The organism is Snodgrassella sp. W8124, assembly GCF_016100875.1.
In the GTDB taxonomy this organism is placed as follows: Bacteria; Pseudomonadota; Gammaproteobacteria; order Burkholderiales; family Neisseriaceae; genus Snodgrassella; species Snodgrassella alvi.
On the sequence record NZ_JACFRP010000001.1, the window covers coordinates 1,500,059 to 1,517,130 of the forward strand.

A 17,072-nucleotide genomic window follows, 5' to 3' on the forward strand; every position below is an offset into this window, starting at 1 on the left:
GCTACTATAAAATATAAGAAATTTATAATATGACCAATTATATAAATTTAATTTACGTAAAAATATTTAACAATTAAAATGAACGTGTAATTTGGACATGCGTGAAAACCTTATCCATTGATCAACGATCGATACACAAAATAATTCTCAAAAAAAATATATTATTTATATTGAAAATATAAAATATAATTTTAGTAATTACCAAAAGATATAAATTTACCTACTTTATTTAATATAGTAATTTATTTATTGAACTCCAATATAATTGCTTATTTCAGAATTTTGATAAAAATAATTTGCAAGAATCTACTTTTAGCTTTTTCATTTAGTAAATTGTAATATGAATATTGTAAATACCCCATTGTTAGCACACAAACCAAGTAGAAAATCATGCTATTTGTTTCATGTTTCTATATTCAATTGGTGTCATATTATTTAATGCTTCATGCGGTCTTTCTGTGTTATATATTTCTAACCATTCTTCCGTTATTTTTCTTGCTTGTTCCAGATTTTTGAATAAATACAAATCTAATACCTCCGTTCGATATGTTCGGTTAAATCGTTCTATATAGCCGTTTTGATAAGGACTACCAGGTTTAATGTAATCTATGCTTATTCCATGTAATTTTGCCCAGCCTGTGAATCTATTGGCAGTAAATTCTGCTCCATTATCAACTCGTATTTTTAATGGATAACCATAATATTGAGCTAGTCTATCTAAATACCGGGTAATTCTACCTGCCGATAAACTGACCGCAATATCAATGCCTAATGCCTCACGATTAAAGTCATCAATAACATTAAAGGTTCTAAATCTACGATGATTTTCAGAACGATCACTCATAAAATCCATTGACCAACATTCTCCCAGACGACTTGGTACTGATAATGGTTGTGGATAACGCTGGGGTAATCGTTTATTTCGTTTAGAGCGAATGTTGAGTTTTAATTGACAATAAACCCGATAAACCCGTTTATGATTCCACTTATATCCCAGTTTCCTGATTCGATGAAAACACTTAGGAAATCCCCAACGTAAATGCTTGTCTGTTATTGACTTGAGTAACGAAATAATCCTAGAGTCATCTGCCGATTTAGGTTGGTAGTAGTAAGCACAGCGACTTAAATTCACAATGGCGCAACTCATTTTAATTGTCACACAGTATTGTGATTGAAGTGTTTGTGCCCAACTCTTGCGAACTGACGTCGGCACTATAGCTTTTTTATTATTTCTTGCTGAAGCTGAGAGGTTAAGCTTAATTCGGCATACATTTGTTTGAGTTTACGATTTTCAGCTTCCAGCTGTTTTAAGCGCTTAATATCCGAAGATTGCATACCGCCATATTTATCTCGCCATTTATAAAAAGTAGAAACGGCCATACCATATTTACGGCAAAGCTCTTTGACAGAGATGCCAACTTCAGCTTCATTTAAAATAGATACAATTTGATGCTCTGAAAATTTTTTCATATTGAAATTCTCCTTAAAAATATCATAGAGAATTTTCTACTTTCTTGCTGTACTATTTTAAGGGATAGTTACACTTTTAATTCATCGGGAACTAATTTAAATAATTTTTTAATACATTCAATATGTATATTATAGTTTGGTGATATTCTATTATTACAATTTTCAAAATAATATTTAGCCTGATAATTCAAAAAATGCACATCAGATTCATTAAAATCTGAATTCAAAAGTTTTAATGGCAAATTATGTACCAGTTGAGATTCTAAATAGCAGGATTTATCCAAAGTTTTTTAAAGCATACCATGAGTTTGAAGATTTCTAATATGAGTAATGCCCAATAAAGTATCTCTATATAAATTTCTCTTTTATCCATTATTTTTTCCCTTTTTGGGAATCGTCCAGACATACTTAGTGGGTATTCCTGCCTTGTTAAGTTACTTTTTTAATAGTCTATAAATATTTAAAGAATCAATGTTTTTACTGACTACCTTAGCACATGTTCTTTCACGATAATATTTTCCTTCTTAAAAATTTTCAGTTCCATTAAATAATAATAATTTTCCAGATTCTTTAAATTATAAAAGCCCAGCATAAGCTGAGCTTTTAATTAAACTATATTTTAGCTAAACATTCTGGGAAAATACTCACTAATTTTATCATTATCGAATATTCTATCTTTTGTAAAATCCACCGTATCAGATACGACGATTACCGGCCACAACTCTTTCGGTAAATCTTCGATTGAAGCATAGATTGTTGGAAGATAAGATCTATAATAATCCCCGGTTTTAATTTTTCCTATATAATCAACTAAAAAATAATTTTCCTCATAATCAAGAAATCCATAATATACAAACACCCCCTTTTTTGCAGATAGTCCCTCATCTAAAAGTACCTTCTGCTTAGATAACTTTGCTACTGACTTTTCAACATCTTTCCTTTTTTTTAAATCCGTATAATTATTAGTATATAAATCCAATATTGTTTGTCCATGTTTGTTGTATGAATATTGACTATATTCATCCAGACCTTCATAGATGTGTTCAAAAAAAGGATTTAGTAATGATTTTGCATTATCATTGGATAATAGAGCTTTAGGTAAATCTCCCCAAGATTCATTCACCATTATTGCAATTTTTCCATTTTTATCCATTGCAGGCCAATCATATGTTGATAAACCATCTGCTTTCCAGTTTATATTTAAATCTTCAATAATCATCTGAATTTATCCTTAGGAAATGTCACTCAACAACTATTACGATTTTCATACTACTAGTTTCTTTTCTTCAGAACTATCTCATCCCTTTCTTAATCTGAAGAAATCGATCAAATGAATCTTTTCTATAGCAATATCAATCTTTAAACAATTAATTTACTAAATCACTTGAGTAAATTCTTTTTGCGATCATTCCTTATCATTATAATGCTGTATAAATCCAATTCAATATCGTCTCTTAACAACACATATTAAGAAAAATAATATTGTTAACTGATTTTACTTTTAATTATAAAGCCCCAGTTAACCGGTTTTTTTTAGTTATTAAAGCAAATAAAACACGACAATCCCTGATAATTAAACCGCTATAAAAGCGCTCCTTTTATCTTTTGAATATATTGTTAAAATTTTAATAAAAACTAGTGAAAATTAAAAGTCACAACTAGAATTGTGTTTTGGAAATTATTTAGGATAAGTTATGAAAATTACATCTAAAATAAGACTTGAAAATTTAAACCTATTAGTCAAAGAAGCTGGAGGTGTAACGCAACTAGCTAAAAGAGCAGGATATAAACAGTCTAGTTACTTATATCAAATAATTAATCGCACACCTGTTCAAAATGGCAAAGCAAAAAATATCGGATCAAATATGGCTTCAAAATTAGAAGAAGCCATGAATAAACCTAAGGGATGGATGGATCAAGAACACCAAAAAAATTCAAAATCAAATTCTGTGTATCTCGGCACTCTAGAAATCTGGGGCTATTCTAAACCTTCAGGTGACATTGAAATAGAAGTACCGTTTTATAAGGAAATTAGTTTTTCGGCAAGTAATGATTTTGCAGAATACATCAAAGATTACAATATATATAAACTTTGTTTTGCGCGTTCTATTTTTGCAAAGCACGGCATTAATCCAGAATCCGTTGTGTGCGTTACAGCAAATGGCAATAGTATGTATCCTGTTATTCCAGATAGCAGTACTATCGGGATCAATACAGATGATAAAGATATTCGAGATGGCAAAATATATGCAATAAATCATAATGGATTACTGCGTATAAATATTTTAAAAAGACGCCCAGGAAACAAATTATTGATCCAAAGTTTTAATTCTTCAGAATATAAGGACGAAGAAGTCAATCGGGAAGAAATACATATAATTGGTAGGGTGTTTTGGTGGTCTGTTTTAGCTTAATGCGTAGATCTATTTAAGAATAAATTATAATAAAACTTTCTATCGATATTTATTACAAATAAAATGCCTAGTACACTAAGAGATCGTTTAATAGAATTAATGGCTGAGTGTGGGCTCAGCAAACAAATCGAACTAGCCAATCTTGCTAAGTTTAGTAAAGAATTGGTTAATCAATGGTTTAATGGTGATACAGGCTTAGTAAAAAACCTTTGTTAGAACTGTCAAAAATACAGCTTTTTCAGCTCAATGGTTAGTAGATGGAACAGATCCAAAATATAAAACAAATGACACTGATTCATTAGCTCAAAAATCAAGCACATTGGAAACAGTAAATAGCAATTCTACAATCCTGAAATTATATGATAGGAGTGCTTTTTGCGGTCAAGGAACCATAATTTCTGAATTTCCAGTACAGTACTTCTTAGGACAGTTGAGATTCCTAACGATGCTATTATAAAGCTATTGGGCACAACAAATTTACAAAGTGTCCAGCTTATGCCTCCTGACGGGGATTTAATGGAATCTACTATACCCAGACGCTCCATAACATTCATTAAAACTGATATAGATAAATTTCAAGATAACCGAGTTTATCTTATAACATTTGATGGTTATACCTATATTAAAAGACTAGCAAGAGGGAAATCGGGGGTAATCAATGTAATATCTGATAATAAACTTTATTCATATACAGATTTTGATATTGCACCAGATGATTTAGATCGATTAATAATTCACGGTAAATTTTGGAAAGCATTACCTTTAGATTTTTTTGATATATAATTTAAATTAACAGTTTATTTTCATTATTTAAATGATTTCAGCCGTATTAACACAGTATTTTTGCATGTAAATACCGGCAGCTGTTTACCGGTGTTTTTTGTTTGAAGGACATCTAAATCTCTATAGTATACATTCCAAGCAACCATAATAAACTTGGCAGAAAAACTAATTAATTCTAAATGTTACACAGCTGATCAATTTCTAGGTAAACAATAGATTTTACAATTAACTATAATTCACAACTCTAATATTAGGATTTAAAAATGGATAGACGAGATAAAATATTGTATTTAATAAATAATTCATTCAACGGAAGCCAAGTAAAATTTGCAGAGGCAATTAAAAGATCTCCAGCTCAAGTTAATCAATGGGTAACTAATCGCAGGGCTGTTGGCAACGTTTTGGCTTTACATATAGAACGAACTTTAAATCTACCATCAGGTTGGTTAGCTAAAGAAGAAGACAATAAAATCAAAATTAATCAATCAAATGCCTTTCATCTAGGAGCACCCAGATATATATATGACGAATCATGCCCATTGGGGAATGATGAGATTGAAGTTCCTTTTTATACGGATAATATTTTAAGCGCAGGTAACGGATTTGTATCAGATATACAAAATTTTAATAATATGAAAATGCGCTTTTCACGAACAATGTTAAATCAAAAAGGTATTGATCTAAGATGTTTAGTATGTATTGTGGCTGATAATGATAGTATGGAACCAGCTATTCCAGATGGAGCAATTGTTGGAATCAATACGAGTAATACTCAGATTAAAGATGGTAAATTATACGCAATTAATCATGACGGTTTATTATATATCAAAATCCTAAAAAGACGACCTGGCAACAAAATTCTGATACAAAGTTATAATTTTAACTCATATCCTGATGAAGAGGTTGATACAGGAGCAATTACTGTTATTGGAAAAATATTTTGGTGGTCAGTTTTGCTATAACATAAATTTATGTTTTAAATTGCAAGAAAAGAAAAAGAGAGAGATTATTACATTAAATTGCTATTTTATCTAAATAGCCGAAAATCTAGTCATTTATAGTGTGGAGGACATCAAAATTCGCACATATTAAATGGCAATACCTTGATAAATGTTGCCGCCCCAGTTGATTTTTTTCGCCCAGCTCCTTGGCTGCCTGTTGCATGGCTTCATTAATTGCAGCGAATCTTCGGGTCGTTATCTTTCCTATTGATAGGGTACGGATAAATAACCACCGCGCGCCTTGTTGCGTGCTTACTCGCCAGCGGTGTACTTACCCAAGTCACTTTTTTTCATTCGGCCGCGCGTATTTCGGATCAACTCCCTTTTTCACGCATTCATTAGCTGTACGCCCTTTACCGTAATTGATGAAACACTGTTCCTTACTTCTTTTCTCCTCAATAACGGTAAAATCCTGCTTAGAGATTTCAATGGCTCGCTTAACGACCTTAACCAGATTGGCATCAACGTCGCGTAAATTGTTCAGAGAACGATTGCCTAATTTGTACATATCAAACCTTTCATAAATAAAAAAAGCAGTCAGAACGGCTGCTATGTATAGACTATTTACATTTATTAATGTATTATTAAATTTAATCCCCTTTAATTAATTTAAAGCCCTCAAAAACTCCTCCGTCTTGAGGGTATTTTTTTGCCATAAAAAAAGCTGCCTACTGGCAGCTTATTCAATTCCCAAAAACTCACTTAGTCCATTTAATATCAAGCTTACGCTTATTTTCGGCGCAATCTTTTAAATACATATTCATTAAAACCTGATACGGTAATCCGGTTTCATCAGCCATATCTTTGAAATAAGTAATACTATCTTCATCAATCCGAATAGTGATTGTTTTCTTTAACTGTCCGGAATACGGATTGCGTTTTGCTTGACTAAAATCGTACTCTTTTTTCATAAATGTGCCTCGTATTGTTTGCGTTCTTGCTTGGTAGCAGTCCTTGCAGAAATCAAACGGATTGTATCGCCTCTTTCACAATGAATAACCACTAATATGCGTAAATTCTCACTCATCCCTAGCAATATGAAACGGTCTTCATCTTCGGAATGATCTGGATCATTAATTATCAAGGCATTTTCGTCCCAAAATACTGTAACAGCTTCATCAAATGATACACCGTGCTTTTTGATATTGCTTGCTGCTTTTCCCTGATTCCATTCAAAGCCATTAATCATTCTATCCCCTTAGTTGTAAATATATTATATTTATATTTTAAATATATAACAAGTAGTTAATTTTCATATAGATGATTTTTTCATATCATCTATAGTTACAACTGTATCAATGGCACCAGCGCTCCAAATAAAAAAGCCGGCATTTAGCTGGCTTAAATCAGTTAAATAATCAAAAAACTACAATCAAATCACTATTTCTGCTTATCATCTGTATCACCGATTATCTTTTCTGCCCTGTTACACACAGCATTAATCAGTTTTTTAGCCAGCTTTGGCGCAGTTGCTTTGTTAGAAGCCATTCCGGCAAACACACCGGCACCGGCAAACAGCCACGGGTGATCCTGTGTAAAGAAATACTCTGTTACTGCGGCTGAAAAAACCATGCCTATAATGATGAATGTCACAGTGAGCATGACGCCATAGCGTCGGTAATCAGACACTACCAGCGAGCCCAGAAAGCCACCGGCAAGGGCAAAATAAGTCGCCAGTGTAAATGCTTCATTCATCATTCACCGCCTTTTTTATCTTCTGCCTGTTGCGTGTTTTTAATCAGATTCCTGCCGGCCAGTGCGCATATGATGGCAATCAGCGGATAAGTGGTCATGCCTGTGGACAGTGGCGGATAGGCGGCGATAAACGTTCCGGATATCACAAACCAGATCAGTGCCGACCACAATAGGCAACAACCGGAAAGAATATTGCTGCGGCTGGAATGACAAAAGGCAGTAAATAGCTGCCCGATGGCAACCATAATTAAAATGGTCACAAACACCTTAGGGTATAAATGCGGGAATTTGCCGTATAAATCCTCCTTAATTATCTCGTCACCATGCAGGCCGAACACAAGCGCAAAACCCAGCATAGCGAATCCGTTCAGTACTTCGATTATTCGCGTACCGGTACCGAACAGCCAGTTTTGCAGTCTGTCCGGTAAAAACCGGAAGTCCAGTAACCAGTAAAACCATTTAATCACTTTTGTCATGACATATTTACTCCATAAAAAAAACCGCTTTTCAGCGGTTATCAGTTAATAGTTGCTTTTAGCTTCTTCCCATAGCCGGAACAGCCTGTCCTGATCAATATCCAAGGTATCAGTAAAAAACTGCCAGATATCATCATTTTCCAGTGTGAATGTCTGTGCTTCCATGATGGCATTACGCACTTTAATCAGATGAATACCAGTTAATTCTCGCTCAGCGATTTCCACCAGTTTTTCCTTATTTTTCCCGTACTCCAGCTCAATCTGAGTTAATATCTGGCTGCGATTCAGCATACCGGCATTTTTTCTTTTATCGAGCTGACGCAATTCATCGGCATTAGACACTTCTATCCATGTTTCTGCCTTTTCTAACCATTCGCTATAGGGTAATGGCGCCTGCGTTGTTACATCATCCGGTAGCACTCCCAGTTCAGATATGCGAATGCGTTCGCCGGTTTGTTTGCTGTAAACGGTTTCGCCGCGATGATCTTCAATATATTTCCAGACGTTGCCCAACCATTGCGGAATATAGCCTGCTTTTAATTCAGGCTCATCAGCGATGATGCACAGCCAAGGTATCAGGTAATTACCATCCGTGTTAAGAGGGTCTAAATCCGCTATAGTCATACCGATAAAATAGTTATTTTCGTCCAGCTGGCAGACGGGAATAGTTGGTGAATATTCTTTCATTCATTACTCCTTAAATTTTAATACAGGCAAGCAGTGCAACATTGCGTGGTCGTGTTTCTGCTGATGTTCTTGCTACTTCCGCATTGTCAAATTTAACTTTAAAGTTTAGTGTTAATGGTGTGACCGTTCCGATTTTTGCTGTACTCACATTCTCTCTGCTAAAAACACCATTGGAATAATCCTTACCCACGAAAGTGATATCACCAATTTCACCAGTCATACGCTGTACTGTATCTGACTGGGTGGTACCCAACTGCCTGCCATCATCAACGCCTCTACCCTCATCATATGCGCGTAAAAACTCACCTCTTAAATCCGGCAGGTTAAAGGTAGTTTTCCCGTCCCCTGCACCGAAGCGTGTACCAATAGCCGCATACAGACTGGCATATGATATGCGTGATACTGCTGCGCCATTAGCCTTTAACCAGCCGACAGGTGCGGTATCCATAGCGAAAAACTGCACAGCTCCGGCAGGCGTGGCATTAATATCTTTGCTACCGTCAAACGGTATGCCATTAATACAGACTGCATTCTGTAGCCTTGTGGCAGTTGCGGCATTGCCTGTTGTATCTTGGTTACCTCTGGTATTCACGCCGGGCAGATCTATGTCCTGCGTACCGTCAAAGAAAACCCCGCCAATATTGCGTCCTTCAAATAATTTTGAGGCTGAAACAGCGTTAAGCCCTATGCCGGCAATAACCTCCCAGTATTGGGGATTCTGATTAGGGTTGTTGGTGTTCTTATCTGCAACTGAGATAAATACTTTCGTACCATCATCAGCCAGCAATATCGCACCTTTCTGATACCCGCCAAAAGCATCGCAATAGGCTTATCAAAATAGAACAGATTGCCTTTCTGCATATGTACAATAGTGGCGGATAAAGCGTTAAGGATACCGTTAAAGTCCATCCCCTTTGGAGGCAAGCCGCCCGATTCTATCGGCTGCATGGTTACGTTCGGGAAACCGTCGCTCCATGTTGCATCCTCTGGATCTTGCCCAGTCTGCCTTGTGTTTTGAATATTGTTTTTACTGCCGTTAGCCGCAAACGCCTGCGGGATTAATACTGGATTTTTACTCATGCGAAACTTCCTTGGTTAAATGGTTGAAAACCTGTTCCGGAAAAACCAAAAATCCCCGCGGGCGGGGATTCACGATAATCAATTAAAACGCCAGACGGGCGCGGTAATAATTGCAGGTTATAGATAATATGCCTTTCAAATTTATTGGGTATGAATTCAAAAAAATACCGCCCTTTCATGTGGCCGGTAATTAAAAAATACACGCGCTTTTCCGGAAATATCATACGCAGGTATTTATTAATATTCGGTGCCGTTGCATGAAGAATATTGGCTGCCGCCTTAATCATAATAAGCAGGCGGAAACGCTCATCCGATAATTTATAAGCAGCAAACCGCGCTCCGGAGGCACTGAACGGCTGGTTATTAAACGGTGTAAAAGCCTGCGGAGTGGTTTTAAAGCCGAAAGTATCAATATCATCAGGCGGAATACTGATATTACGATTCACCCCTACAATCCGCCCCCAGATATCCAGCCCGAAACTCTGTGCAGTTTTCACATTGAAAGCCAGCCGGTAAAAATCATCAATTGATCCGGCAGGGTCTATGCATTCGTTCATGCTTTCAATCAGATTGCAGATAACCGGACTGTTTGCATACTGTGACATTAAAGTGTCTTGAATATTTTTCATGATATTTTAATTTGATAAATTGAGGCTGTCGGGTATTCATCCACGCCGATTTCAAGCATGTCTGCCCATTTTTTACCGTCCTTACTCACCCGCAGGGACACTATACTTAAATGAGGAATGGCAGCAGCAACCGGACAGATAAATTTAGAAGCAATAACCGGCTGTCCGATTGCAGCCTTTGCGGGTCCGGTTGTAAAACCGGTAATAATGGCCGCTTTTACAGCCTCGCTATCCTGATATGACAGCAAATCAGGATCATCAACCATCACCTGAAAAAAAACCGGCACAAAAGCCGGTCGTAAAAATTTTACGGTGTATGTCGGCGGTCTGACGGGGAAATTTTCTGTATCCGCTATCACGCATTCTGTATTGCCATTAAAAGAACAGCCCGAACCGGCTTTATTCAAAATGGTACGGGCAATGGTTTCATCATCTCCGCCTACTACGGAAACCAGAATACTGTTACGGATAACCGGATAATTGGTGGCACCAACCTGTATAGTCTCATCTGTCGGGTTGTCGATAACATACACATCTTTCACATCGGCTAAATCAGCCACTGCGCCATAAGTTGAGGCATTGGTATTTTTGCTGTTAATCGCTACCGATGCCCGCCGGCGTTTTTCAAAATCCAGACGACTTTCTTCTTCAATACCAGCAACGGCAGCATATGGGTTAGTTACCCGATCTAAGCCAATAATTGCTTTAGGAATGCCGGTAATCGTATCGGGCACGGCATTGATATTCCCGGCAGATACGCACTGCGCATGCGCGCTTACTTTACCGTCTTGAGTAATGGTTGCTTCGTTAGTTAACTGCCATTTATTGCCGTTATCGTCGTTAAATACCGTACTGGCAGGAATAGTTACCCCGGCCAGCCCATTTAGCATCAGCATCACACTGGAATGCGTAGCCTGTTTGCGGGTCATAAAATAGATATAGCCTAACCCGTCCTGCCAGATACCCTGCGCATAACGCGGGTCGAACTGATTTAACAGGGTTATCATCTGATTGCGCTCATCGGTAATAATGGCTGCCAGAGAAGTTACTAACTGCCCTTGCGGTGTATTCATGGCTGTATTCAAGTCCTGTCCGAAAGCATTTCTGAACAGCTCCCATAAGCCACTAATTATCTCATCTACAGACGGTGCAATAATCCCCTTATCAGTCACCTGTAATTGCGGAATGCTCATAAACCAATTACTCCCGTTTTATGATTGCTGTTAGTAAATTCAATTTGTCAGCGGATAACGTCCGTTGCCAAGAATGCGCGTTAAATACGGTATTCCCTCCTGCTGGTTAAAATACATATCTTCTTTCATGGTACGGCAGGCACTGGCAATGTCCTGCGCTTGCTGATAGGTGCTTTCAGCGACAGCAATGTTGCCCTCTGCATCAAGCGCCAAATCCCATGTATCAGGCATTAAAAATAATGTTTTCATGAATTGGGCTTCCCTGTATTGCCGTTGCCAGTAGTTACACCTTTGTGAGTGTGATCTTGCAGACTGACTGAACCGGCTTTAATATCTCCATCGGCACTGATACCGCCGCCACCGGTAAACTGCGCTGTCTGTAAAGCATTAACTGCATAGCTGCCTGTCGTAGTAGTTACCGATGAAGCTTGCATGCTGATTGATGGTGCCTCCAGCGTGATACTGGTCGGTGAGTGAATCACTATGCCGCTGTCTGAAAAACTGATGTATTGCTGCGGCGTGCCGTTTAAAAATCCGCCGATATACAGCCCGTCATTCCAGTCATGCTGGCGGCGGCTGCCGGGTGCCGATTCGGCTTTATTGCGCTTAACTGCGGATATATCGCGTGAGGCAAATGCACATAAACCGATATCGCCTGCGACCGGATCACAGATAACAGCATTGCTGCCACCCTGTAAGCGGAAATACGGAACGCTGAATATTCTGCCTGGTGAGTAGACATTACCTGCACCGTCAAGCATCTGCACCAGCGGCTGTACGTTTACTTCACCCACCGGACTGACACCGGTACCTGAAACCGCCAGCACTTTGACAAGGGTTACGGTCTGAACCCGCGATATCAGGTTGGAAATAACCGCGTTAAATTCTGCTGATTGCTGCATCTTTGCTGTCTCTCCATGTTGCGGCTATATCACAAAACCAGTTCCCGTCCGGCTGATTGGATTCAAGGCTTTTATGCATGCCGTATATGCGCCATTCGCCGTTACATACTTCAACCTGGCTATCCTGTATCTTGCAGATACCGCCGAAACGCAATAACGGGTCGTACAGGCATTTAAAAGTTACGCCGCGTATATCGGGTACCGGATAGCTGATCAATCCTGAGGCGGGCGTAATGACCGGAATTTTGATGTTGCGTGAGCCGCCTTTCGGTGTAACCGCAATCAGGTTATTCTCAATGTACATATCAAACTCAAAATCATGTTCAAGCGTTTTAAGCTTATCCAGATTAGAGCCGTTTAAAGTCAGGTTTTTGGTGATTGCAGATACGCCGTTATTCTCAAGCTGATAACCCATGCTGTCGCAGATATCCTTGATTGCATCGGCAATATCCACCTCGCCTTCTTTTTCATACGGCGGCTGCGGTTTTTTGTACTCCAGCATGGCCGCCTGAGATTCAATAACCAGACAGACATCGGGAGCCACGGAAAAATCCATCGTTGCAAAAGTAATATTGCCTTCAAATTCAGTAATCAGCTGCTCACCCTCTTCTCCGACTTCAACTTTTACCCTGTTCATCAATGCATCAAGCGTATTCCAGTGTACACGGAACAGTTTGGCCATTTTCTCCAGTGCCAGCCCGTAGATTCGTATTTGTGCTACCGGCATTACTGAGTCATAACCGAACATGATATTGCACATCACACGAAAGCCTGTTGCGCTGATCTGGTTATGATTGCCGGCAAAAACAATATGCTCACCCTGTTTGTCCTTGTCCCGCAGGGTAACGGTTACTTTTATCTGTTTACGTTTCATCGGTATATACCAAAAAAAACCGGCTATTTAAGCCGGTGTAAGTCGGGTTATCGCTGCCATGGGTATCTATAAATACAAGATTTTTGGTTATCGGCGTTCTGTTGAGACAGACGCGGTTTTGTACCTGTACGCCGTCTTTGTCGTTTTCTACGCTGGCAAAAAGCTGTCCCAGCCGTGTAAACAATCGGATATGCCAGCGACTGCCGTTAATCACAAAAGAAATATTCTGATTAGGATTAGCATCCAGCGGTATGGTTACTGTTGTCATTTAAACCACCCTTTAATAGCGTTTACTGCCTGAGATAACAAAGATTCCCCGGGTTTTTCGGGCTGTTTTTCTCCGCCGTCGCTTTCTTTTGCATCATCAGGATTTTTTACCTCTTCGGTATCGTATTTCACTACCACTTCGCGCACTTCTTCTAGATGTAGATTTACTTTAATCAGTTGCGCCCCGTCTGACGCTTCGCGCGCTGTGTCGTAACCAACAATACAGGCGTTGGTATAAACATATTCAGGTGTAATGATGTAAAACAGCAGTGTACTGGCCGCCAGTGTTTCAACCTGTCCGAGAAACACGCCGCGCATTAAGGTGCCTCCTGAGCCTTTGGTAAGCTGTACGGTGGCTTTATACGGATTAGCGACTTTGTTGTAACAGGCGAATGAGCCTTTTTCAACCGGTGCCTGTGCTATTTTGGCGGAATTACTGTATTTGAGAGAGGTGACGTTATCAGCCAGCAGAATAGGTATTCCGTACTCGTTAAACACGCCCCAGTAATTACCGAAAACGGCATTTATCAATGCCGCACCGCCCAGACTGATCAGGGCATTAGTACCGGCAACATTCAAGCCTTTAAAGTTTGGTATGTTAGGAATACCTTCAATTGGCAGCATAGTTTACTCCAATAAAAAAGCAGCCCGAAGGCTGCAATAGAAAAGCCAGCGCATGGCCGGCTTTGATTATTTATATTTACCTGAGGTAAATATAAAAATAAAAAAAATTTGCTTTAACTTAAGACGAAACTTTCTATTTTAGCAATATCATCTTTATTAACTAATTCAATTCGTGCTTTTTTTGCATCTCTAGTTATTAGCTCAAAAGCTTTTTTTTGCCTTTCAGTTTGATCTTGAGCACTCTCAAAAGGAAACATTATTTTAGTATCCTCCTCAATAGAAGAAAAATCTCTCAATCTATTAATAACGGAAATCCATTTATCTGATTTCTGTATAATCTCACTAGAATTATCCTGTCCAAGATATAATGGCTTGATAATTTTTCTGATTCTTTCCCCTTGTTTCTGAACCAATGGGAAATTTGCATAGTATTCATTATCATCACCTACTTTTACCTGAACAAAAGGAAATGGTGTCTGTATCTCCCGAATCATCTTTTGAATATTCTTTGTCAGAATCTCTTCACGCTGGTCTTTAGCAAAACTATGTTCCGCATAATAACTAAAAAGACGATCCAATTCTTTTTTTTCACTTTCCCCCGTTGTGACACCTATATCGCTTGTGCAAATAATTGCATCTCTGGGTCTGGCTAAATGATCTAACAATGCTCGAAAGAGTTCTGGGTCTCTGTTAGAACTTCTCTTTAAATTCTCTTTAATTCTCTCTAATTCATTAGAAAAAGAGTTCATTGCTTGTTTGAAGATTCTGGCATCGAAATATCTAAAAAATTTGCTTAAGCGCTGATATTTAAATTCTAAACTATAATCAAAAAAACCCGTTTTCGGACAAATTAAAATAATTCCTACATTTGCAAATTCTCGGGTCTGAATATAAGGCATAAAGCGGACGACTGCAAAACGCATTGCTAGCATATTCATGTCAGTCTCCATAATTATCCATTATTTAATCTATTCAATGTATCAAAAGAAAATTGAAAATTATATTCTGCTTTCAAATCTCTTTCGTTATTCAACCATTCCCATTCAGGAGGTAAATTATTGCATGCATCATGATATGCAGGCAATGCAGGGTTTAGAAAATCAATTAGCTTAGATTGTAAATCATAATCCGAAATTATACTTTGCATAGCATTTCTAAAGATATGATTTTCTAAAAATTCGCTACCAGTCAGCTTTGAATCAAAAGCTAAATTATGATCAATAACCACTAATTCTTGACTTAATGGCTGAAAAAGTAGGTTTGAATTTCCTCGTGTTCGATCGCCATTTTTTATAAGCCAATCAAAAGCAACAATTTTTAGCTGAATATCAAAAGGGATTTTTTTAATGTTTGCTTCTTCAAAAATAATTACATCATGCACAGTTTGCGAACCAAAACAACATCCTAATCCTATTTTTTTCTGTTTGTCTGATAATTCTTCAAAAAGATATGATGGCACATTTAACAAACTAAATTTTGCTATTGGTAGTTGAATAGCAGCGGCCATATTTGCACATAACCACTCATTAATCTGACTAGCTCTAGTCGATCGTAAACCTTTTGCATAATATTCAGTGTCGTCTTCAGCTATACACCGGTACGGCTCAGACATCCCTTGATCAGAAATATCTGTAATAGTTTTTATTATCTTAGCAGACAAATTCTAACCTCCGAGCCTTATTATTAAGCTTTACTGTAATTATATATTAAATTAACTAAGATTTCAGCTTATTGTAAAATCCACTTTTCAATATTGGAAACAAGCACATGGCTGGCTTGTTTTGTTAGATGGATAATGCTGTATTCAGTGGAACTACATCAGCATGTGATTTCTGGCTAGCTTTCCATAAATCATAATTTACCTGCATATTGAGCCAGAATTGCGGGCTGGTATTCAATAAGATGGATAACCTTACTGCCATATCCGCACTAATTCCGGTTTTCCCGTTAATGATTCTAGAAAGAGCCGCCCGCGTCACTCCTAAATGTTTAGCGGCTGTACTAATGCTGGTATCACCTAAATATTCTTTTAAAACTTCACCTGCATGGCAAGGGTTGTGCATACTCATACGCTTAACCTCCTAATGATAATCTTGGTAATCTACTATTTCAGCGTCATTTCCATTAAATTTAAAAGTTAAACGCCAATTACCGTTTACAGTAACCGCCCAATGTCCCTGCAAATTACCTTTTAACTGGTGCAATTTCCAACTAGGCGCATTCATATCTTGAGGCTGTGCAGCAGCATCCAGAGCAGTTAATAAAACCCTTAACTTGGTGCTATGTGCAGCCTGAATGCCTGCTTTGCTTCCTGTACGATAAAATTGCTCAAGTCCTTTGTGGTTAAAACTTTTTATCATAGCTGCCTCTATAGTGTATAGCATAAGTATACACAAAGCCCAGATATTTTGCTATAAATAAAACCACTCCGTAGAGTGGTTTTATTGTGATTACAATCAAATAATAATTTTAGCATGCAGCTCTTCAATCGGGCGATCTAACCTTGAGCTGTCGCATTCTCCATATATTACCCTCATGCGTTTTGCCAGCTCCATCAGATACTCTGCCTGCTGCTTTGTCTGTATCAGCAGTTTTTTAAACACATCAGCCTTGATACAGTTATAACCGTTGATATTCTCTGCATATGTAACTCTGTTATTTTTGACAATTACCAGCCAGCGTCCGTCTGTATTGATAGTGCGCAAAACATTGTTTTCTACAACAGCAGATTTAAACATATCAGGCGCATTCGGTATGCTTTCCAAGTATTTCAGTGCAGCGGTGTAATGTTCAACCGGCATGGCTCTGTAACTGTCGATGTTCAGATAGGTATGCAAACCAGCATATATTTTCTGATACGGCTCGCCTGTTCGCTGGCTGCGCTCTTCTACTGCGCGTTGTATTGTGTCTGCCTGTTCTTTATTGATTAGGTGGCTGATGGCTTTATGCTGTATTCCTATAAATCGCTCACGCTCAC

At 38.0% G+C, this 17,072-nt stretch carries 25 protein-coding genes; 3 read left to right on the top strand and 22 right to left on the bottom strand.

What is annotated here, in order from left to right:
* Positions 1–388 precede the first annotated feature (388 nt).
* Together H3U73_RS06620 and H3U73_RS06625 are read right to left on the bottom strand one after the other, a co-directional pair.
* Positions 389–1,470, bottom strand: a protein-coding gene (locus H3U73_RS06620; protein ID WP_370570144.1) for an IS3 family transposase whose coding sequence is annotated in 2 segments (ribosomal slippage) — positions 389–1,227 and positions 1,227–1,470 — 1,083 coding nt in all. Because the reading frame shifts where the segments join, the coding sequence is not laid out codon by codon here.
* Between the two features lie 619 nt (positions 1,471–2,089).
* Positions 2,090–2,689, bottom strand: coding sequence for a hypothetical protein (locus H3U73_RS06625; RefSeq protein ID WP_038648669.1), 600 nt, complete (start codon positions 2,687–2,689; stop codon positions 2,090–2,092).
* A 475-nt stretch (positions 2,690–3,164) separates the two neighbouring features.
* On the opposite strand from H3U73_RS06625, the gene H3U73_RS06630 reads away from it, so the two are divergent.
* The 3 genes from H3U73_RS06630 (at position 3,165) to H3U73_RS06640 (ending at position 5,629) form a co-directional block, all read left to right on the top strand.
* Positions 3,165–3,884, top strand: a complete 720-nt coding sequence (locus H3U73_RS06630) for a helix-turn-helix transcriptional regulator (RefSeq protein WP_025330151.1) — start codon at positions 3,165–3,167, stop codon at positions 3,882–3,884.
* Between the two features lie 495 nt (positions 3,885–4,379).
* Positions 4,380–4,667, top strand: a complete 288-nt coding sequence (locus H3U73_RS06635; RefSeq protein ID WP_084551406.1) for a S24 family peptidase — start codon at positions 4,380–4,382, stop codon at positions 4,665–4,667.
* 263 nt (positions 4,668–4,930) lie between these two features.
* The gene (locus tag H3U73_RS06640) at positions 4,931–5,629 is read left to right on the top strand and encodes a S24 family peptidase (protein WP_084551407.1); all 699 of its coding nucleotides are present in this window, start codon (positions 4,931–4,933) and stop codon (positions 5,627–5,629) included.
* Positions 5,630–5,948: 319 nt separating this feature from the next.
* Here H3U73_RS06640 and H3U73_RS06645 read toward each other — a convergent pair whose 3' ends face one another.
* From H3U73_RS06645 to H3U73_RS06740, 20 genes are all read right to left on the bottom strand, one after another.
* Positions 5,949–6,176 carry a hypothetical protein gene (locus H3U73_RS06645; RefSeq protein ID WP_084551408.1) on the bottom strand — a complete coding sequence of 76 codons (228 nt, stop codon included), beginning with the start codon at positions 6,174–6,176 and terminating at the stop codon, positions 5,949–5,951.
* Positions 6,177–6,366: 190 nt separating this feature from the next.
* Positions 6,367–6,579 carry a BrnA antitoxin family protein gene (locus tag H3U73_RS06650; protein ID WP_025330149.1) on the bottom strand — a complete coding sequence of 71 codons (213 nt, stop codon included), beginning with the start codon at positions 6,577–6,579 and terminating at the stop codon, positions 6,367–6,369.
* Positions 6,576–6,857, bottom strand: a complete 282-nt coding sequence (locus H3U73_RS06655; RefSeq protein WP_084551409.1) for a BrnT family toxin — start codon at positions 6,855–6,857, stop codon at positions 6,576–6,578. The genes H3U73_RS06650 and H3U73_RS06655 overlap by 4 nt, the downstream gene beginning before the upstream one ends.
* Before the next feature lie 191 nt (positions 6,858–7,048).
* Positions 7,049–7,366, bottom strand: a complete 318-nt coding sequence (locus H3U73_RS06660; RefSeq protein ID WP_144363201.1) for a hypothetical protein — start codon at positions 7,364–7,366, stop codon at positions 7,049–7,051.
* Positions 7,363–7,839, bottom strand: a complete 477-nt coding sequence (locus tag H3U73_RS06665) for a hypothetical protein (RefSeq protein WP_084551411.1) — start codon at positions 7,837–7,839, stop codon at positions 7,363–7,365. Before H3U73_RS06665 ends, H3U73_RS06660 begins: the two co-directional genes overlap by 4 nt.
* 45 nt (positions 7,840–7,884) lie before the next feature.
* Positions 7,885–8,526, bottom strand: coding sequence for a hypothetical protein (locus tag H3U73_RS06670; protein ID WP_025330145.1), 642 nt, complete (start codon positions 8,524–8,526; stop codon positions 7,885–7,887).
* 10 nt (positions 8,527–8,536) lie between these two features.
* Positions 8,537–9,313, bottom strand: a complete 777-nt coding sequence (locus tag H3U73_RS06675; RefSeq protein ID WP_198190229.1) for a phage tail protein — start codon at positions 9,311–9,313, stop codon at positions 8,537–8,539.
* Complete coding sequence (locus tag H3U73_RS06680; RefSeq protein ID WP_084551412.1) at positions 9,211–9,606, bottom strand: hypothetical protein; 396 nt, start codon at positions 9,604–9,606, stop codon at positions 9,211–9,213. The genes H3U73_RS06675 and H3U73_RS06680 overlap by 103 nt, the downstream gene beginning before the upstream one ends.
* Entirely contained in the window at positions 9,603–10,211 is a 609-nt protein-coding gene (locus H3U73_RS06685; protein WP_198190230.1) for a DUF2612 domain-containing protein, read from the bottom strand. The genes H3U73_RS06680 and H3U73_RS06685 overlap by 4 nt, the downstream gene beginning before the upstream one ends.
* Before the next feature lie 20 nt (positions 10,212–10,231).
* Positions 10,232–11,428 carry a baseplate J/gp47 family protein gene (locus H3U73_RS06690; protein WP_084551414.1) on the bottom strand — a complete coding sequence of 399 codons (1,197 nt, stop codon included), beginning with the start codon at positions 11,426–11,428 and terminating at the stop codon, positions 10,232–10,234.
* 39 nt (positions 11,429–11,467) lie between these two features.
* A complete protein-coding gene (locus H3U73_RS06695) occupies positions 11,468–11,677 on the bottom strand; it encodes a hypothetical protein (RefSeq protein WP_084551415.1) in 210 nt (69 codons plus the stop codon).
* The gene (locus H3U73_RS06700) at positions 11,674–12,330 is read right to left on the bottom strand and encodes a Gp138 family membrane-puncturing spike protein (protein ID WP_198190231.1); all 657 of its coding nucleotides are present in this window, start codon (positions 12,328–12,330) and stop codon (positions 11,674–11,676) included. Before H3U73_RS06700 ends, H3U73_RS06695 begins: the two co-directional genes overlap by 4 nt.
* Positions 12,308–13,204 (bottom strand): hypothetical protein, encoded by an 897-nt coding sequence (locus H3U73_RS06705; protein WP_198190232.1) that lies wholly within the window; start codon positions 13,202–13,204, stop codon positions 12,308–12,310. Before H3U73_RS06705 ends, H3U73_RS06700 begins: the two co-directional genes overlap by 23 nt.
* Positions 13,194–13,472, bottom strand: coding sequence for a hypothetical protein (locus H3U73_RS06710; protein ID WP_198190233.1), 279 nt, complete (start codon positions 13,470–13,472; stop codon positions 13,194–13,196). The genes H3U73_RS06705 and H3U73_RS06710 overlap by 11 nt, the downstream gene beginning before the upstream one ends.
* Positions 13,469–14,095, bottom strand: a complete 627-nt coding sequence (locus H3U73_RS06715; protein WP_041880584.1) for a phage baseplate protein — start codon at positions 14,093–14,095, stop codon at positions 13,469–13,471. The genes H3U73_RS06710 and H3U73_RS06715 overlap by 4 nt, the downstream gene beginning before the upstream one ends.
* 113 nt (positions 14,096–14,208) lie before the next feature.
* Positions 14,209–15,033, bottom strand: coding sequence for a DUF3037 domain-containing protein (locus H3U73_RS06720; protein ID WP_198190234.1), 825 nt, complete (start codon positions 15,031–15,033; stop codon positions 14,209–14,211).
* Between the two features lie 14 nt (positions 15,034–15,047).
* A complete protein-coding gene (locus H3U73_RS06725) occupies positions 15,048–15,755 on the bottom strand; it encodes a HipA family kinase (protein WP_198190235.1) in 708 nt (235 codons plus the stop codon).
* Positions 15,756–15,879: 124 nt separating this feature from the next.
* Positions 15,880–16,164 (bottom strand): HigA family addiction module antitoxin, encoded by a 285-nt coding sequence (locus tag H3U73_RS06730; protein ID WP_078474829.1) that lies wholly within the window; start codon positions 16,162–16,164, stop codon positions 15,880–15,882.
* A 12-nt stretch (positions 16,165–16,176) separates the two neighbouring features.
* Positions 16,177–16,455, bottom strand: coding sequence for a type II toxin-antitoxin system RelE/ParE family toxin (locus tag H3U73_RS06735; RefSeq protein WP_084551422.1), 279 nt, complete (start codon positions 16,453–16,455; stop codon positions 16,177–16,179).
* 96 nt (positions 16,456–16,551) lie between these two features.
* Positions 16,552–16,932: a hypothetical protein gene (locus H3U73_RS06740; protein WP_084551423.1), complete on the bottom strand. Its 381-nt coding sequence runs from the start codon at positions 16,930–16,932 to the stop codon at positions 16,552–16,554.
* Between the last annotated feature and the right edge of the window lie 140 nt (positions 16,933–17,072).